This window comes from Flammeovirga yaeyamensis (assembly GCF_018736045.1).
Classification (GTDB): domain Bacteria; phylum Bacteroidota; class Bacteroidia; order Cytophagales; family Flammeovirgaceae; genus Flammeovirga; species Flammeovirga yaeyamensis.
In genome coordinates this window covers 2202584-2220125 of the sequence record NZ_CP076132.1, presented here as the reverse complement: position 1 = coordinate 2220125, position 17542 = coordinate 2202584, and the positions used below count along the sequence as shown (strand labels likewise).

Here is a 17542-nt window from a genome sequence, read left to right as displayed (position 1 = left end):
AGAAGAGAATCCCACTTAGTTCCTTAGTTTAAAAACGAGGTCGGGAGACCTCTAACGTTTATGGGCAAAATGGCGCTATCGCTTAACATTTGCACCAGTTTTACTTCTACATTAACTTAGCTAACTCCTAACTCAAATTCCCCAAGAATTACAAAAATCTCAACTTCCCTCTTCCCTCTTCCCTCTTACTTTTTACTTTTCCCCTTACTTCTTTTCCATCCAATACCACCCTTTAATACAAAGTAACATCATCCCCAAAAGATAGATAAAGTCCTCTGTGGGAATTGTTCCTAATCTCACTCCACTAAAAGCAGCTTGATTGTACCAAACCACAGGTGAAGGGGTTATGCTTCCTGTAAGGATTCCATTAAAAATAAGGAAAGGAATTAGTGTGATGGCGTAACTATACCAAAAGGCTTTTGTTAGACTATTTCTTGTGATCAAAAAAGCAAACAGGATAACAACAAGATTCATATAAGAATAGATACCTCCATGAAGCGTTTGTGAAATAGCTACCCCGAGCAATAAATAAAAAGGCATTTCCGTCTTCGAAGTTGTCGAAGGAAAATAAGTTTTTATACATTCATAAATAAATAGGAAGCAGTAAGGTATGATGAGAAAGAACATCCACTCCTCTATAGGTAGAAAAGCAAACTCAATACCCATCAAATAATTTGGGTTGAAGCCCCATTGATCTGTTGCTGCGAAGAAAATATCCCAAGGAAGATAAATTGTCCAAAGGAATATTAATGAAAATAATAGTTTTCCCCAATGCTTATAAAAGGCCACTTTTTTATCGAAACTTAAAAAAAATGGCCCTGCTAATGCTATGAAGTTTATGATTAAATATAAATTAAACTGCTCCGGCATTTCTGTGTTTTTGTTTATTTCTTGAAGGTTTAGCTTTTGCTTCTTCCCAATATTTCTTTGGTACAATCAGCATTCCAAAACACTTACTATCGTATTTCCCTTGGTTTTTATGATGTACTTTATGTGCTTTTCTAATGGCTCTAAAGTATCTGTTATTGGTTTTATCAAACCATTTAAAACGACGATGAATTAACACATCGTGTGTTAAAAAGTAACACAACCCATATAATGCAATGCCAACACCTATCCATACAAATACATACTGATTGTACATCATTCCTAACATAATACCCAACCAAGACGGTACTGCAAAAATGAGGAAGAAAGCATCATTTTTTTCAAAGAAATGATCATGTGGTTCATGGTGATCTTCGTGTAAATACCACAGAAATCCGTGCATTACATATTTATGTGTAGCCCAAGCTACAAATTCCATAAAAAAGAAGGTTGTTAGTACGATTAGTGAATTAATAATAATTTCCATAATGATTATAGATTATGAGCAATAACTTGTAGGAAAAAGTATCCTAAAATTAGAATAAATAAAAATATCGATAAATTATTTCTGTTAGGAATATATTTCAGTTTTAGATAGATAAAGATAGACATAAAAAACCACCATGTGAAATAGTTTTTGAAGGGAGGCATCCCATCATCCCAAACCCAAAAACCAAGTGGTTCACAGACAATCTCTATAAGTACATCTAACATTACGACTATCACACTGCAAATAAGAGCTATAGGTAATAGTGGTAACTTTCCTTTAAAAGAACTTCCTATATTGAATCCTGCAATCGCTAAAATGATCCAATTGATAGGTATGACCAAAGGCACATCGAATACTTTGGGTCCTAGATTGTTTAGATAAACATATTCCCCAAAAAGCAATCCATATGTAGTACCATGCCATTCGACAAAGAAGCTGACGAGGTAAGTGAAAATCAACCAATAGTAAAAAGGTTGACTCCGATTTTCTTCAAAAGAAAATAATACAATAAAAGATGCAGTTAATAAAACGGGAGTGAAAGGTAGTAATAGTTGATTTAAAGGTGTGAAAGCTACTACCCCTCCTACACTATAAAAAATGAGTAGGACGACCTTTACCTTTAATGCAGGACTATAGGATTGCAATTTCAATATCAGTTCTTTACTACTCATTGATTAAACTTTCTACAATTTTAGAACTATTTAAACAAAGTGGGATACCTCCACCAGGATGTACACTACCACCCACAAAGTATAAATTCTTGTAATGATTCGATTTATTTCTTTGTCTGTAAAGTGCATGTGTTAATTTATTACTATTTAAACCATACAAAGCACCTTTCCAACTTAATGTATCCTCTTCAATTTTTTTAGGTGTCCAATTTTTTGAACAAACAATTTTTTCTTTTAAATCAACGTTCAAAAACTCACTCAGTTTTTTAATCAAAAGAGCTTCTATTTCTGAAACTTTCTCTTTTGTAAATACTTCTGGTAAAGCAGGTACATTGATCATCACAAACCAATTCTGAGAATTCTCTGGTGCATCATTCTTATTCAATACACTACTAATATGCACATAGATAGTAGGATCCTCAGGAATCTTCAGTTCATCAAAAAGTTGTTTAAACTCTTTCTGATAATCGTTTGAGAAAAATATATTATGGAGATCCAGTTGCTTAAAATCATGATCAATACCCCAGTAAAATACCATTGCTGATGATGATAATTCTTTTGGTTTAGGTGTTTTGATTTTCTCTCCCAATACTTCAGGTAAAAAGAAATTCACATCAGCATTACAAATAAACACATCTGCATCGTAAGTATTATTTGATGTATTTACTTCTTTAATTTCACGTCCTAAATACTTTACTCCTGTTACTTGTTCGTTCAGTTTAAACTCAACACCTACCTCTTCTGCTAATTTAGTTAAGGAAGTGATGATAGAACGCATACCCTCTTTTGGAAAAAAGACTCCATCATCATGTTCCAATGCACTTATCACCCTCATAATTGATGGTGTTTTATAAGGACTAGATCCATTATAAGTGGCATATCGATCAAAAAGCTGTACCAATTGATCGTTCTTAAAATATTTTTTATTGAATTCATGAAGTGATTCAAACCAACCTAGTCTAGTAAGTACTGGCAGCGCATCAAATACTTCTTTGGTGAATAAGTCTGTAATTTTGGTTAGTCCGCTTTCTAAAAAAATAGGTGATGTTTTCTTATAATCATCAATTATCTGATGCATTACTTCACTTACATCTACACCCCATACTTTTTTTATTTCATCTGCAAATTTTTCTGCATCCGTATAACTTGTAAATTCAGTACCATCTTCGTAGAAGTATTTGGTGGCAATTTCATGTTTGTTATACTTAAAGTATTGATCAACATCACGATCGTATAACTCAAATAGTTCCTCTACCAAATGTGGTAAAGTAAATAAGGATGGACCTCGATCAAAACGAAATCCATCCATAGAAAATTCTTTTAGCTTGCCGCCTACCGTATCGGTACCCTCAAGCACAGTTACCTTGTATCCGAGTTTGTTAATTCTTAAAGCTGCAGAAACTCCACCGATTCCTGCTCCTATGACAATGGCTTTTTTCATAAAGTTATTTTTGATTGGATTTCCTGCTTCACTATATCAAGACATAATGGGAACCAAGCAGTAAAATCATTAGGTTTATTTGCGAGCCAATCATCCAAATCTTCCAAAGAAATGTACTTTACAGTTTCTACTTCTTCTTTATTAATTGTAGGATGACCATCGTATTCTCCGATAAAAACATGATCATATTCATGTTCAATTAATCCATTACCAAACTCCGCTTTATACAAAACAGAACCTATTGCAGTGGTATCTGCTGTAATTCCTAACTCTTCAACCAAGCGTCTTTTTACAGCTACATTTAGATCTTCATTGGGCATTGGGTGACTACAGCATGTATTTGTCCATAAACCACCTGAATGATACTTACTTAATGCACGTTGTTGCAATAAGAGCTCTCCTTTTTTATTGAATAAAAAGACTGAAAAAGCTCGATGTAATACACCTTCGACATGAGCTAATTGTTTACCCATTGTCCCTACTTCATTATCTTGCTCATCTACTAGTATTACCTTTGGCTCCATTTTATAAAATGTTTACTTGATGTCTAACATAAGATTGAAAAAACAATGCATATTTCTTAGGATCAGGAATCCTTAATCGTTCCTCCAAAATCACATGTGCAGGTGTATTTTTCACTTTTTTGAATAATCTAGTGTAATAGATGTACGCTAAATAAACACCAAATCTTGATTCTTTAGGTAATTGCTTTATACCTTCAAATCCAAAATCAAAGTCTTTTTGAATATCCGATTCCACATCTTTTTTTACTTCCTCGTTCCATGAAGAAATATCAATATTAGGAAAGTACACCCTGCCTAGATCTCTAACATCTGCTTTTAAGTCTCTTAAGAAATTAATCTTTTGAAAAGCAGAACCTAAGGCCATTGCTGAAGGTTTTAAACGTTGATACTCTTTTTCATCCCCATTTAAAAAGACCCTCAAACACATTAATCCTACCACTTCTGCAGAACCAAGGATGTAATCTTTGTATTCTTGTTCAGTATATTTCTTTTTACCTAAATCCATACGCATACTACGTATGAATAACGTAATTAATTCTCTTTCAATTCCAAATTTACGAACTACTTCTTGATAAGCATGTAAAACAGGATTGGTACTAATACCATCGTCTATCGCTTTAAAGCAGTCCTTTTCAAAATCGTTTAGTAATTGTTCTTTGTCAAATCCGTGAAAGGAGTCAACAATTTCGTCCGCTACTCTAACAAATCCATAAATAGCATAAATAGGGTTTCTTAATTCTTCAGATAAAAATCGAATTCCAATAGCGAAAGATGTGGTGTATTTAACAGTTATCTCTTTTGATAACTTGTAACTGAGATGATCATAAATTTTTTTCATAGTAATACGGGAACGTTAGTGTTTAAGCGTTGACAGATTGGATACTTGGTAATTTCTTTAAAACTTCGTTAGCGACTAATTGTCCTGAAATGATTGATGGAGGAACTCCAGGGCCAGGCACAGTTAATTGTCCTGTCATCATAACATTATCAATCTTCTTTAATTTTATGGAAGGTTTAAGGAATGCTGTTTGAGTAAGAACATTAGAAAGGCCATATGCGTTTCCTCTGAATGCATTATAATCCTCTACAAAATCTTTGTAAGCAAATGTTCTTTTACAGATAATATGTTTAGAGATGTCCAAACCGGTAGATTTCTTTAACCTTTCTACCATTATTTGGAAATATTTTTCACGTATTTCTTCAGTATCTTCTAAGCCAGGTGCCACCGGGATTAATAATACCAAATTTTCTCCTCCTTCAGGAATAATAGTATTGTCTGTTTTTGAAGGTATAGAAGAGTAGAATAATGGTTCTTTTGGCCATGCCGGTTTATCATAAATTTCTGATGCGTGAGCATCGAAATCAGTATCAAAAAATAAATTGTGATGTAAAATTTCAGGAATTTCAGTATCTAGGCCAATATAATACATCAAACAAGATGGAGCCATTTTTCTTTTCCCCCAGTAAGAGGGAGAATAGTTTCTATGGCTTTGGGGTAATAACTTCTGATCAAAATGTTCATAATCGCATGAAGCAATCCATTGATCATGCTTTAATTTCTGTCCATTGATCACAAAATCTGTTGCTTCTCTACCTTCACAAATTACTTTTTCCACATTGCTGTTGAAGTGGAAAATAACTCCCTTTTCAATGGCTAATTTTTCAAATGCTTTTGCTACAGAACCAAAACCTCCTGTTGGATACCATGTACCTAATTTAAGATCAGCATAGTTCATTAAGCTATATAAAGCAGGTGTACGTTTTGCTACATCACCAAGAAATAAAACGGGAAATTCTAAAATTTTAAGAATCTTCTCATGTTTAAAATACTTTCTGATATAGCTAGCAAAGTTATTCACCAGGTTTAACCTTGGAATATTTTTCACCACTTGCCATTCTGCAAAATCCAAGAAAGAATAAGATGGTCTGTGAACAAAATCGTCCATCCCGATTTTATATTTGATTTCCGCTTCATCGATGAAATCAAGTAAATGTTGTTTCGCTCCTTTTTCCCACGATTCAAATAAATCACCTAATTCATCTAAATCTGATGGTATATCTGTATAGTCCTCTTTAGACCAATAAATTCTGTAAGAGGGTGATAATCTTTCTAATTGATAATAATCCGAAACCTTTGCACCATTGTCTTCGAAAAACTTTTCGAATACCTCTGGCATCCAATACCATGAGGGACCAAGATCAAAAGTAAAACCATCTTGAGTCCAAGTTCTGGCTCTACCTCCTGACATTTCATTTTTTTCGTAGACATGAACTTCATGGCCTTTATTTGCTAAAGTGATTGCCGCTGAAAGCCCCGAAAAACCTGAACCTATAATACCGATTGAACTCATTATTGAATTGTTTAATAGTCTGAAAAAAGTTGTTCAACTATTTGTATAAACAACAGGGTTAAAAAATTGTTTTGTTGAATCTTAGAATCACAAACATTCAACAAATGTAAAATACTAAAAATTAATGGTTTAGTCTAGTTAGAAAGCTTCAATAAGGTTTGAAGATTTTTTCGAATTTAATAATATTATAAAAATAACTCAAAAAAATCTTCAATGAAAAGATAAAAAAAGGGTTTTAACTACGAATAGTTAAAACCCTGTTCATATTACGTATTTCTAAATTTATTTTTTAATGAGATATACATTCTCAATCAATGCTGTATTTACATCCACATTCATGTTTTCATTGTAATCTTCAAATCGTAGAGAGAAGTTGTTGACCCCTTTCTTTAATTTTACAGAAATATGGTTGGTTTTACCAATACTCGACCATTCGCCAGTACCTCTTTGTGCCATTACTAATGCACCATAATTCGTATTGTTTACATAAAGTGTTCGGATAGCACATTTATTATCGGTATTCCATGGTCCACTACCATTAGTATACGACAACCAAACCATATAATCACCCGATTCAGGTACGGTCATTTTAAATGAAACTTTTTTATTGTTTGATTTAGATAACTCTAGAACTCCAGAAGGTGCATCATCAATTTTCACCCTCTTACTCGCCCTCGCAATTCTTGAGATATTTTTAGTCATGATTTTACCTACTTGAATTGGTTCTGACAAATAAGATACATCTCCATCAGTATCGATGGCACGAACAGCAATTTCTGTTAGCTTTGCGTCCTCCGATAAATTGAATGATGTTTTGTTGGTTTTGGTAGTTGATTTTCCGTTGACGAAAACTTCGTACTCATTTGCACCCTTCACTTCCTCCCACACAAATTCACCACCTTGCAACTTAGCTACTGGTGTTCCTAAATGGAACTTATTAGGTACCTTGTTTGAAGATGAACCCTCAGTAATGTCATTATCAGCTAATACAATTTCTATCGTATGCTTTCCTCCTTTTGATAAATCAAATTGTGGTTTATTTACTGATTTTCCATCAATGGTAATTGATTTCACCTGATTACCATATCCTGACAAAGTGATATCTAGGTTATTCTCCCATAGCTTTACATTTTTCAATTCTTTCTTTCCACCATATCTCTTTGGAACAACTGGATTAAAATGTAGCATACCTTTTTCATCGATATTGATACCGAAATACACACGATATATCATAGCCATGTTTCCTGATAAACTCCACAACATCTCGTCTGAATTTACTTCAGTATCCATATAATCTCCATCTTCTGCCACAAAGTTTTCTTTGTTTGTCAAGAACAATGCTGCAGGACGATAAATTGATGCTAAACCATGTTCTAGGGCCGTTCCATTACCCGCTTTTGCTGTTGCAATATTCCAATAGGCCTGAACGAATGGCCAAATTCCGTTATTATGGTAGGGTCTAATTCCAGGAATCTGAGGGTAAACGCATGCCGCACCATATGGTGTTATTGGCGACTTTTCTACAATCGTTTTGGCTTTTTCTTCAGAAGCCACATCAAATATTATGGATAACGCTTCTCCCAAAGCTTCGAATTTGGGGGATTGCACCATATAATCTCTACCGTATAAATATTGAGCGTAATATCCTTTATCCTCCATCCATAGATGATTATTGATGGCATTTTTTAAGTTTACTGCTTTTTCCTTAAATGCCTTTGCATCTTTCTCTTTACCTAATAAACCAGCCATACGAGCCGCAATTTGCATTGCTTCATAATGGTCAACGTTCGTACCTAAGTTTAATGATCTATAGATATCTACATTATCCATCCAACGCGGATACGTTTGCTTTCTCCAATCTAGGAAAGACGACTCTCCTCTCATTAAGCCTGTTTCGGCATCATATACCACCATCATGTCATCTTCGATAGTATTCGAAATGACAGCATATGCTTCCTTTAACCATTTCTTATCTCCGGTTGTAGTGTACACATTCCAAGCTGCCAAAGCCCATGTTACACGATCGGATGATACTGGCCATGCTCCTCCTGAACCCGTATCTTGTATGATTCTATTTCTTTTTACTTTTCTTCTTAAAGATGTCTTTGCTCTATCAGGATCTAAAATAGATAAACTCAAAACAATAGAATAAGAAATATCTCTTGTCCAAACTCCACCCCATTCTTTACCTGTTCTAAATGTACCGTCTGCTTCAGAGTCCGCTACTAATTCGTTCAAAGCCAAGTTATATAAAGCATCTACTAAAGGTATATCAGAATTATAGGTTGGGTATTTGCTTAAATTTTTAGAAGATTTCCATACTGGAGATGTTATTTTTTCAGGATCAGGCTGATTCATTGTTAGCGTAATTTCATACACTCCATCTCCATTTTCATCTTTCAATTGTTCGAAATCACCAAGGTTATCAAAGTCCCATTTCATAGGGGCACTACCTCCTGCTACATATAACCCTTTAAAATCTTTCTTATAAATTTTTTCTCCATGGATATCTTCATAATATCCTTTGTTTTCAAAATCCTTAAGTACTTTAGAAAAATCAACACGAATGGTTACAGATGTATTTTTCTCCATCCAATCCATTTTATCCAATTGCTCTGAGTCTGCTTTCTGTTCTCCAAACTTTATAACCGGAGAAGTATATTTACCATTTTCAGAACGAACTACTAAACGGTGATTTTTACCATAAGGCAATTCATCGTCTTTTCCGTTGATACTAAATTTAAATTCAATTGCTCTGCTGTAGGCATCTTGCAAAGGACTTTTGTAAGTAGAGTTCATTTCTTTACTCGACACCACATTTGCTTTGTACTCTCCTTGCTCTACATGATCTTTAAATACAGAAAATTGATCCGATTCATACAGGGTATTTTTATCGTCTTCACAGCTAATTAACAGAACACCCAATAATAAAGGGATTAGCAATCGTAAGTTTTTATTCATTTTCTAAATTTTAAGTTTTTGTGTTTATACGGGCTAAATTTAGTAACAATTATCTTTTTTAGTTAATGTATTTAACGAATTTATAGTATTTTATTAAATCATTGATGATTAGTCAAATAGTTTTGAAATACATTTATAATTGAAAACATCTCCTTTTGCCCTTTGTTACATTATCACGTACTTTTGCAAAGTCATTTAACCACCCTTTCATTATGAAACTAAACATCATTGATACTTTCGCTTCTGAATTACCAGCTGATAAAGAAGTGAATAATACGATTAGACAAGTGGAGAACGCTTGTTACTCTTATGTGACTCCTACGAAAACGTCTTCTCCCCAATTATTACATGTTTCTAATGAAATGGTTGAAGCACTTGGAATTAATAAAGAAGATATCGATTCCAAAGAATTCCTTGATATTGTCACGGGCAATGCGGTTTTCCCTAATACCTCACCCTATGCTATGTGCTATGGCGGACATCAATTTGGTCAGTGGGCAGGACAATTGGGTGATGGGCGAGCAATCAATCTTTTTGAGGTTGAGCATGACCATAAAAATTGGGCAGTACAATTAAAAGGTGCAGGCCTTACTCCTTATTCTAGACATGCCGATGGATTAGCTGTTTTAAGGTCTTCTATCAGAGAATATTTATGTTCGGAAGCCATGTATCATTTGGGTATTCCAACTACTCGAGCGTTATCACTTTCTCTTTCTGGCGATAAAGTTTTAAGAGATGTGATGTACGATGGTAATTCTAAATACGAACCGGGTGCTATCGTTTCAAGAGTTGCCCCATCATTTATCCGATTCGGAAATTTTGAAATTCTTGCCGCCCAACAAGATCACGCTACTTTAAAACAGTTGGCAGATTATACAATTACTCATTTTTATCCTGAATTGGACATCAATAGTGAGACGATCTATGTCGATTTCTTTAGAGAAGTAAGTAAAAGAAATTTAGAGATGGTGATTCACTGGCAAAGAGTAGGATTTGTACATGGAGTGATGAATACCGATAATATGTCAATTTTAGGCTTAACCATTGATTATGGTCCTTACGGTTGGTTAGAAGGCTACGATTTTGGATGGACACCTAACACGACCGACAGGGTTAATAAACGCTACAGATATGGCACTCAGGGTGAAATTGTGGGATGGAATCTATTCAAACTTGCCAATGCTTTATTCCCTTTGATTGGTGAAGCAGAAGGACTTCAAGATGCGTTAAATGAGTATAGAGATAGTTATGATACGGCATATTATACAATGATGTCTGAAAAGCTGGGTCTTTTTGAAGGCGAGCATAAAACATTAATTGATGAACTAAATAAGGTACTTCATAAAACAGAAACAGATATGACTATTTTCTTCCGTCAGCTATCTGATTTTGACCCTCATGAAACAAAGAATTGGCTTTCTGTTATTCGCCCTGCCTTTTATGATATTGACGAAGTGGCTGAAGGCATTTATGACCTTTGGGAATCTTGGTTTACAGCATATCGTTCGAAATTGATAGATCAAAATATGGATCAAAAAGAAAGAGCGGAGAAAATGAATGGTATTAACCCAAAATATGTACTAAGAAATTACATGGCACAATTAGCCATTGATGATGCCGAAAAAGGAAATTATGAATTAATCGCTGAACTATTCGAAGTATTGAAACATCCCTACGATCATCAAAAAGATAAGGAGAAATGGTATGCTAAACGTCCTGATTGGGCAAGAAATAAAGTGGGTTGTTCGATGTTGTCTTGTAGTTCTTAACACACATCTTTCTCAATCTCAATTATTTATTTTTTCGGCTGACTACTTGGATAAATTTAGAATGAATATCACTTCATTATTGAACGATATTTCTCTATTTTTACCTAATTTATTATACCAAGTAGCAAATAGCATTATGACAAAAAAAGAATTATTTGAAGAAATAAAGAAAAAGGAAAGCTTTCTGTGTGTGGGATTGGATACAGATCCAAACAAAATCCCTGCTCATTTACACAAAGCAGACGATCCCATTTTTGAATTTAATAAGCAAATAATTGATGCAACTGCTGACTATTGTGTATCTTATAAACCAAATATCGCATTCTATGAATCTTTAGGTCCTAAAGGCTGGGATTCTTTACAAAAGACATTGGAATACATGCCAAAATCTCACTTCAGCATTGCAGATGCTAAGCGTGGTGATATTGGAAACACCTCAAAAATGTATGCAAAAGCATTTTTTGAAAACATGGATTTCGATTCAATTACCGTAGCCCCTTACATGGGTGAAGATTCTGTAACTCCTTTCCTAATGGACGGAAAATGGGTAATTGTTTTAGCACACACCTCAAATAAAGGCGGTTTAGATTTCCAGAAAATTGTGAACCAAGAAACGGGAAATTTCCTGTTTCAAGATGTGATGCTGAAAAACCAAGAATGGGCTTCTACAGATCAGTTAATGTTTGTAGTAGGTGCTACTAGAGCAGAGAGTTTATTGGATGTTAGAAAAGTAGCTCCAGATAATTTCTTGCTAGTTCCTGGTGTGGGTGCTCAAGGTGGCGACTTACAAGGAGTAGCAAAATACGGAATGAACAAAGAATGTGGTTTATTGGTCAACTCATCTCGAGGAATCATTTATGCTTCTAATGGTGAAGATTTCGCCACTGTTGCCCAAAATGAAGCCAAGAAATTACAACAAGAGATGGCTGATCTTTTAGAAAAGTATCTTTAATTTAAGTATATGTAGCGAATCAAAAGTGATTGCGATCTTTTGATTCGTTACAAACAATTATACATTTAAAATTGGAGTAAGCTCAAAAAGTATGGAACAACAAAAATTGCTTACTTACTAACCAACACATATTAACCGAGTAACATATGAAAAATGCAATGATTTCTGGGTTAGGATTTTATGTCCCAGAAAATGTAGTCACAAACGATGACTTGGCAAAACAGATTACAACGTCGGACGAATGGATTCGTGAGCGATCTGGTATTGAAGAAAGACGTTATGCCGCACCCGATGAAGCAAACTATCATTTAGCAGCAAAAGCTACTGAAGAAGCATTAGAAATGGCAAAACTTACGGCAAATGATATCGATTTGATTATCTATTGTACGCTAAGTGCCGATTACATCTTCCCTGGTTCTGGTGTGCTACTTCAAAGAGAAATGGGCTTTAGAACAATTCCTGCATTGGATATCAGACAGCAATGTTCTGGTTTTGTGTATGGCTTATCTATTGCTGATCAGTATATCAAAACTGGTATGTATAAGCACGTACTGGTGGTTGGATCAGAAATTCACTCTAGAGGTTTGGACTTTTCTGATGAAGGTCGTGCTGTGACTGTTTTATTTGGTGATGGTGCTGGAGCAGCAATCGTTTCTGCCACTGATGAAGATAGAGGTATTCTTTCTACACACATGCACTCTGAAGGGGAACACGCAGAGAAATTAGCCGTTATTGATCCTGGGTTCACTAAGCCTGAAAGAAACAATCCTGATTACTGGAAGCCAGGTGGATCTGCATTCCCTTACATGGATGGTCAGTTTGTATTTAAAAATGCTGTTGTGCGATTCCAAGAGGTTATTGGCGAAGCATTGCAAGCGAATAATATGTCAGCAAACGATATCGATTTATTGGTGCCTCATCAAGCAAATCTTAGAATTTCGAACTTTGTACAAGCAAAGATGAAATTACCGGATGATAAAGTGGTGAATACTATTCAGAAGTACGGTAACACTACTGCCGCTTCCATTCCAATCAGTTTAACGACTGCATTTAAAGAAGGTAGAATTAAGAAAGGTGATATTATTTGTTTAGCTGCTTTCGGCTCAGGGTTTACTTGGGCAAGTGCTATCATCAAATGGTAATACTTTAACGATATATATACGAAGGAGTCTTTATTAAAAAGGCTCCTTTTTTCATACATAACACTTTGATAAATAAACATCTACCTCAATTTTTATCAAAAAAAATGATATTTTGATAAAACCTTCTCATTCAACAAATGTTGAATATATGTAGATCTAACTTATCAATGTAAATTATGGCAAAATCGAATCAGCTACTTATCAATAAATTAAGAGAGGCCGCAGAGAATATTACTTCGGGGGATTACATGTGGGGGCATCCTGGAAAATGTAATTGTGGTCACCTTGTTCAAGCAATCACTCCAATGAACTCTAAAGATATTTACCAAACAGCACAACGTCAGAAATTGGATGAATGGAGTGAATTTGCCAATGACTATTGCCCTGCTAGCGGCATGCCTGTCGACAATATGATTGACACACTACTCGATATAGGTTTGGAGGTAGATGATATCCCACATTTGGAGTATCTATCAAACAAAAAGATATTAAAAGCTTTGCCTGGCGGATTTAGGTATTTGCAAAAAGGAAACCGTGAAGATGCTGCTGAATATATGCAGACATGGGCAAATGTTTTGGAAGAAGAATTAGTTTAAAAATAAAAAAGGACGTTGCGCTGCAACGTCCATACTATGTTATATTTTTATACTTCTACTTATTTGATATTGAAATGACCATTTCGGTACCCTTACCTTGTTGAGCATTCATATCGAAACTAGCATTTTGCGCCTTTAAAATCTTCTTAGCTAAATCTAGTGTTTTGATATCTTCAGATGACTGACCGTCGAATCCCCAACCTCTACCGTTATCTGAGATTGAAATCTGTGCTTCCCCTAAAGAGGCATACAAAGAGATAGTGATTTTACCGTTCCCCTCTATGGTATGTGCTGAACAACGAATTAAAGCGTTAATTGCTTTTGTAAAAGAATTCGGATTAATTTTCACTTTTGGAGCACCACCAATTTGAGCATCAATACTGACGTTATCTGGTAATTTATCCTTCACTTCTTCGATCAATTCCTCCATAAATTCTTTAGGCTGAATTTCTTTTAGTTTACCGAAGTTATGTGTCGAAACCATCGTTAATTCACCTACATCATCGTTCTCAACTACTCTTAAGGAATCTCCATGCACCCCTTTTAATCGAGAAGAAGTGTATTCTTCATCATGATGTTCTTCTGAAGTGAAAGTTTGTTGAGGAAGATTCTCCCCAGACATTTCTACAATCTCTTCCTGAATTTTAGGCTTATTAATTCTTGAAGGCTTGGTTTGCATTTCCTCCAGCTCTTTGATCTTATCCTCTAGAAAATTGATCTTTTCTTTTTGAGCATTGTAAGACTTTCGCCCTCTTTTCTGCTGACGCCTCCTTAAAACATCAATAGAAACACAAAGAGTGAATAAGAAAATAACGGCTGCAATCCATATCAAACGTTCTTGTTCGTAGGCTTGAAGTCCTAACTCATTTTGTGCATTGGCGTTAGAAGTGACCAAGAAAAATGATGCTATAAAAAGAGTTTTATGCAAAAAGTTCTTCACTGTCAATTAAGTTATGTTGGTTTCTAATTATAGAACATCAAAAAGTAAATATTATTTGATGCCGCTCAAAAAAATCAATTATAAATTGTCAATCCCTCTGTACAGTTTTTACATATATCAATGTTTTCCCTTCCCTTCAAAATCTGTTTTCTAAAATTGATATAAGATTGACTTCTCCATATTTTTCTAAAGCCAATATAGTCATTTTTTATAGTACCAAGAACGTATTTAGCATCTTTATCAAAACAACAGGGCACTACTTTTCCATCCCAAGTAATCACTGCAGAATTCCATAACCTCCAACAATGTCGCTCCCATTTTCCTTTAAATTTATACTTCCCTTCTTTAGTTTTCTGATATCTAGAATATTGATCGAGTGATGGAATTAAAGGCGATCCATTTTCATAATCATAGATTTGGGCTGTTTTGAACTGAATATCGTCCACCTCAAGTTCTTTAGCCAATTGCTTCGCCTCCTCTATTTGATGTTCATTAGGTCGCACCACGAGGAATTGTATCACTATTTTAGGTGTAGACGAATTGAGCTGCTTCTTAGCATCCACCACATTCTTAATTCCCAAAATCACTTTATTGATATCGCCGCCTATTCTATAATTCTCATAAGTTTCTTGGGTGGTACCATCCAATGAGACAATCAAACGATCCAAACCCGATGCTACCGTTTTTACCGACATTTCTTCATTTAGGTAATGAGCATTGGTAGACGTAGATGTAAATACTTTTCTTTCAGAAGCTATCTTCACCATATTCAAAAAGTTCTTATTTAAATAAGGTTCTCCTTGAAAATAGAACGTGAGGTTCATGAGGGTGTCTTTTAATTCATCGATTACTTTCGTAAATAGATCTTCAGACAACATTCCTGTTGGTCGAGTAAACGAACGAAGACCACTCGGACATTCGGGACATCTAAGGTTACAGGAAGTAGTCGGTTCGATAGCAATACTTATTGGGTTACCCCAATGAATTGGCTTGCCTAATTGCTTCGACATTTGATAACTTAAAAAAATTAAGCCTGCGTTATATAGTTTTTTTAGTGAGAGTTTCTGCATTTCACTTATTATTCCTCAAAAAATCAATTTGTTTATTCATTTTGTTTTTAGGCCTAAAGATCTTTCGCCAAACAGCGTAAATGTCAACCAATATTTATCAAAATAAACAATTGTTTAACGCAAGATAAATCATTTTTCTTGGTAACTTTAATGAAGCATTCAAAAAAAGTGATTAGATGAAAAGTAGTAAACTTTCTTTTTTAAGATATCTATTAATAGATCGCTGTATTCGAAATAAACAGAATCCTTACCCATCAAAAATGTATTTACTTGATAAATGCAGAGATGAATTTGGTGTCAATTCGCCTTCAACCATAGAAAAAGACTTACAGGCTTTAAGGCAAGAATTTGATGCCCCTATTAAATACTCCAAGAAAAATGACGGCTATTTTTATAGCGACCCCAATTATAAATTATTAGGCGTACATCATCTTACTGAAGAACATTTAGATGCTCTAAACTTTGTGGAAACTTTTCTCTACGAGTTTAAGGCCCTTCCTGTTTTAAGTAATTTTTCTGATGCTGTGGACAAAGTATTGGATGGATTGGACATCACTAAGAAATTTAATGATGGACAACAAAAGCAGTTTGATAATTTTATACAACTAGAAAAGTCGATTTATTCAAAAGGAAACGAGCTATTTTCTTCCCTTATCAATTCGACGAAAAATCATGAGGTCATCCGTATTCATTATCAAAAATTTGATGTAGATGAGGTCGAGAACTATGATTTCCACCCTTATCTAATCAAAGAATTTAAGGGACTGTGGTACATTACTGGATATGCAGAGAACAGAGAAGGTATTAGAACTTTAGGTATTGACCGAATTAAAAACATCGAGATATTATCAGATAAAACGTTCTCTTACGAGCATCACAATGTTAACTTTGATAGAGAAGCTTATTTTAAAAATTGCATTGGTGTTACACTAAAAGGAAAACCTCAAGAAATACGTTTATTATTGAGTCCGATTGCTGCCAATTATATTAAAACAAGTAAGATTCATGATTCCCAAGAGATCATTAGAGAAGATAAGGATGGGGTTGAAATTCGATTAAAATTAGTCGATAATAACGAATTGAGATCGATTATATTAAGCTGGGGAAATCAAATTGAAGTTCTATCACCTTTTAGCCTTCGCAAAAAAATTGGGGAGGAAATCAAACAATTAGCACAGAAGTATTGAATTATTTAGCACACCTATATTTATCAAGAGATGATCATGAAGAAATGTTTGGCAACTTTCTGGGTGATTTTGTCAAAGGCAAGAATTTATCGCACTTACCTCAGAAAGTAGGAAAAGGTGTGCAGTTGCATCGATTAATTGATGAGTATACAGACAATCATGAGGTCACTAAGGAAATTCAAAATCACCTGAAACCTGTGGCTGGAAGGTATTCCTTAATTGTTGTCGATATTTATTATGATCATTTTCTGGCCAAACACTGGAATGAGTTTGAACCTCACCTAGCACTTTCTACATTTGCAGATAATTTTTACACCCATAATTATTGGAAAGAAGATTGGGTTCCGCAAAAAGCATTAGACATCTACCCTTTCATGAAGGATTATGATTGGCTCAATGTTTATGCAAAAATGTATGGAATGCAGCGGGTTTTTAACGGCATGCAACGTCGAATAAAAAATCGAGTGGAATTATCAAATGCTGTCCAATGGCTGGAAAAAGATTATGAATTTTATCAGTCACAATTTTTTAAATTCTTTCCAGACTTAGTAACTTTCAGTCAACAACACCGACTTTAATAT

At 34.6% G+C, this 17542-nt stretch carries 16 protein-coding genes; 6 read left to right on the top strand and 10 right to left on the bottom strand.

Features of this window, described 5'->3' with window-relative positions; translation table 11 throughout:
• Nucleotides 1-204: 204 nt before the first annotated feature.
• The 8 genes from KMW28_RS08650 to KMW28_RS08615 form a co-directional block, all read right to left on the bottom strand.
• Nucleotides 205-870, bottom strand: coding sequence for a lycopene cyclase domain-containing protein (locus tag KMW28_RS08650; RefSeq protein WP_169664571.1), 666 nt, complete (start codon nt 868-870; stop codon nt 205-207).
• Nucleotides 854-1354, bottom strand: a complete 501-nt coding sequence (locus tag KMW28_RS08645; RefSeq protein WP_169664572.1) for a sterol desaturase family protein — start codon at nt 1352-1354, stop codon at nt 854-856. The genes KMW28_RS08650 and KMW28_RS08645 overlap by 17 nt, the downstream gene beginning before the upstream one ends.
• Nucleotides 1355-1359: 5 nt before the next feature.
• A complete protein-coding gene (locus tag KMW28_RS08640; protein WP_169664573.1) occupies nt 1360-2028 on the bottom strand; it encodes a carotenoid biosynthesis protein in 669 nt (222 codons plus the stop codon).
• On the bottom strand, nt 2021-3469 hold the full coding sequence (crtD, locus tag KMW28_RS08635) for a 1-hydroxycarotenoid 3,4-desaturase CrtD (protein WP_169664574.1): 1449 nt from the start codon (nt 3467-3469) through the stop codon (nt 2021-2023). Before crtD ends, KMW28_RS08640 begins: the two co-directional genes overlap by 8 nt.
• Nucleotides 3466-3993: an isopentenyl-diphosphate Delta-isomerase gene (gene idi / locus KMW28_RS08630; RefSeq protein ID WP_169664575.1), complete on the bottom strand. Its 528-nt coding sequence runs from the start codon at nt 3991-3993 to the stop codon at nt 3466-3468. Before idi ends, crtD begins: the two co-directional genes overlap by 4 nt.
• Before the next feature lies 1 nt (nt 3994).
• The gene (locus KMW28_RS08625; protein WP_169664576.1) at nt 3995-4831 is read right to left on the bottom strand and encodes a phytoene/squalene synthase family protein; all 837 of its coding nucleotides are present in this window, start codon (nt 4829-4831) and stop codon (nt 3995-3997) included.
• Nucleotides 4832-4853: 22 nt separating this feature from the next.
• The gene (locus KMW28_RS08620) at nt 4854-6344 is read right to left on the bottom strand and encodes a phytoene desaturase family protein (RefSeq protein WP_169664577.1); all 1491 of its coding nucleotides are present in this window, start codon (nt 6342-6344) and stop codon (nt 4854-4856) included.
• A gap of 282 nt (nt 6345-6626) precedes the next feature.
• Nucleotides 6627-9305 (bottom strand): alpha-L-rhamnosidase-related protein, encoded by a 2679-nt coding sequence (locus KMW28_RS08615; protein WP_169664578.1) that lies wholly within the window; start codon nt 9303-9305, stop codon nt 6627-6629.
• Between the two features lie 212 nt (nt 9306-9517).
• Between KMW28_RS08615 and KMW28_RS08610 the strand changes: the two genes are divergently transcribed.
• From KMW28_RS08610 to KMW28_RS08595, 4 genes are all read left to right on the top strand, one after another.
• On the top strand, nt 9518-11074 hold the full coding sequence (locus KMW28_RS08610; RefSeq protein ID WP_169664579.1) for a protein adenylyltransferase SelO: 1557 nt from the start codon (nt 9518-9520) through the stop codon (nt 11072-11074).
• Between the two features lie 136 nt (nt 11075-11210).
• Nucleotides 11211-12026, top strand: a complete 816-nt coding sequence (gene pyrF / locus KMW28_RS08605; protein WP_169664716.1) for an orotidine-5'-phosphate decarboxylase — start codon at nt 11211-11213, stop codon at nt 12024-12026.
• Between the two features lie 146 nt (nt 12027-12172).
• Nucleotides 12173-13168 carry a 3-oxoacyl-ACP synthase III family protein gene (locus KMW28_RS08600; RefSeq protein WP_169664580.1) on the top strand — a complete coding sequence of 332 codons (996 nt, stop codon included), beginning with the start codon at nt 12173-12175 and terminating at the stop codon, nt 13166-13168.
• A gap of 176 nt (nt 13169-13344) precedes the next feature.
• The gene (locus tag KMW28_RS08595; RefSeq protein ID WP_169664581.1) at nt 13345-13764 is read left to right on the top strand and encodes a hypothetical protein; all 420 of its coding nucleotides are present in this window, start codon (nt 13345-13347) and stop codon (nt 13762-13764) included.
• Between the two features lie 55 nt (nt 13765-13819).
• Here KMW28_RS08595 and KMW28_RS08590 read toward each other — a convergent pair whose 3' ends face one another.
• Both KMW28_RS08590 and KMW28_RS08585 read right to left on the bottom strand, forming a co-directional pair.
• Nucleotides 13820-14704 carry a HAMP domain-containing histidine kinase gene (locus KMW28_RS08590; protein ID WP_169664582.1) on the bottom strand — a complete coding sequence of 295 codons (885 nt, stop codon included), beginning with the start codon at nt 14702-14704 and terminating at the stop codon, nt 13820-13822.
• 74 nt (nt 14705-14778) lie between these two features.
• A complete protein-coding gene (locus tag KMW28_RS08585; protein ID WP_317171254.1) occupies nt 14779-15714 on the bottom strand; it encodes a radical SAM/SPASM domain-containing protein in 936 nt (311 codons plus the stop codon).
• A gap of 236 nt (nt 15715-15950) precedes the next feature.
• Between KMW28_RS08585 and KMW28_RS08580 the strand changes: the two genes are divergently transcribed.
• Both KMW28_RS08580 and KMW28_RS08575 read left to right on the top strand, forming a co-directional pair.
• On the top strand, nt 15951-16961 hold the full coding sequence (locus tag KMW28_RS08580; RefSeq protein ID WP_169664584.1) for a helix-turn-helix transcriptional regulator: 1011 nt from the start codon (nt 15951-15953) through the stop codon (nt 16959-16961).
• Nucleotides 16958-17539, top strand: coding sequence for an acyl carrier protein phosphodiesterase (locus tag KMW28_RS08575; RefSeq protein WP_169664585.1), 582 nt, complete (start codon nt 16958-16960; stop codon nt 17537-17539). Before KMW28_RS08580 ends, KMW28_RS08575 begins: the two co-directional genes overlap by 4 nt.
• Nucleotides 17540-17542: the final 3 nt, after the last annotated feature.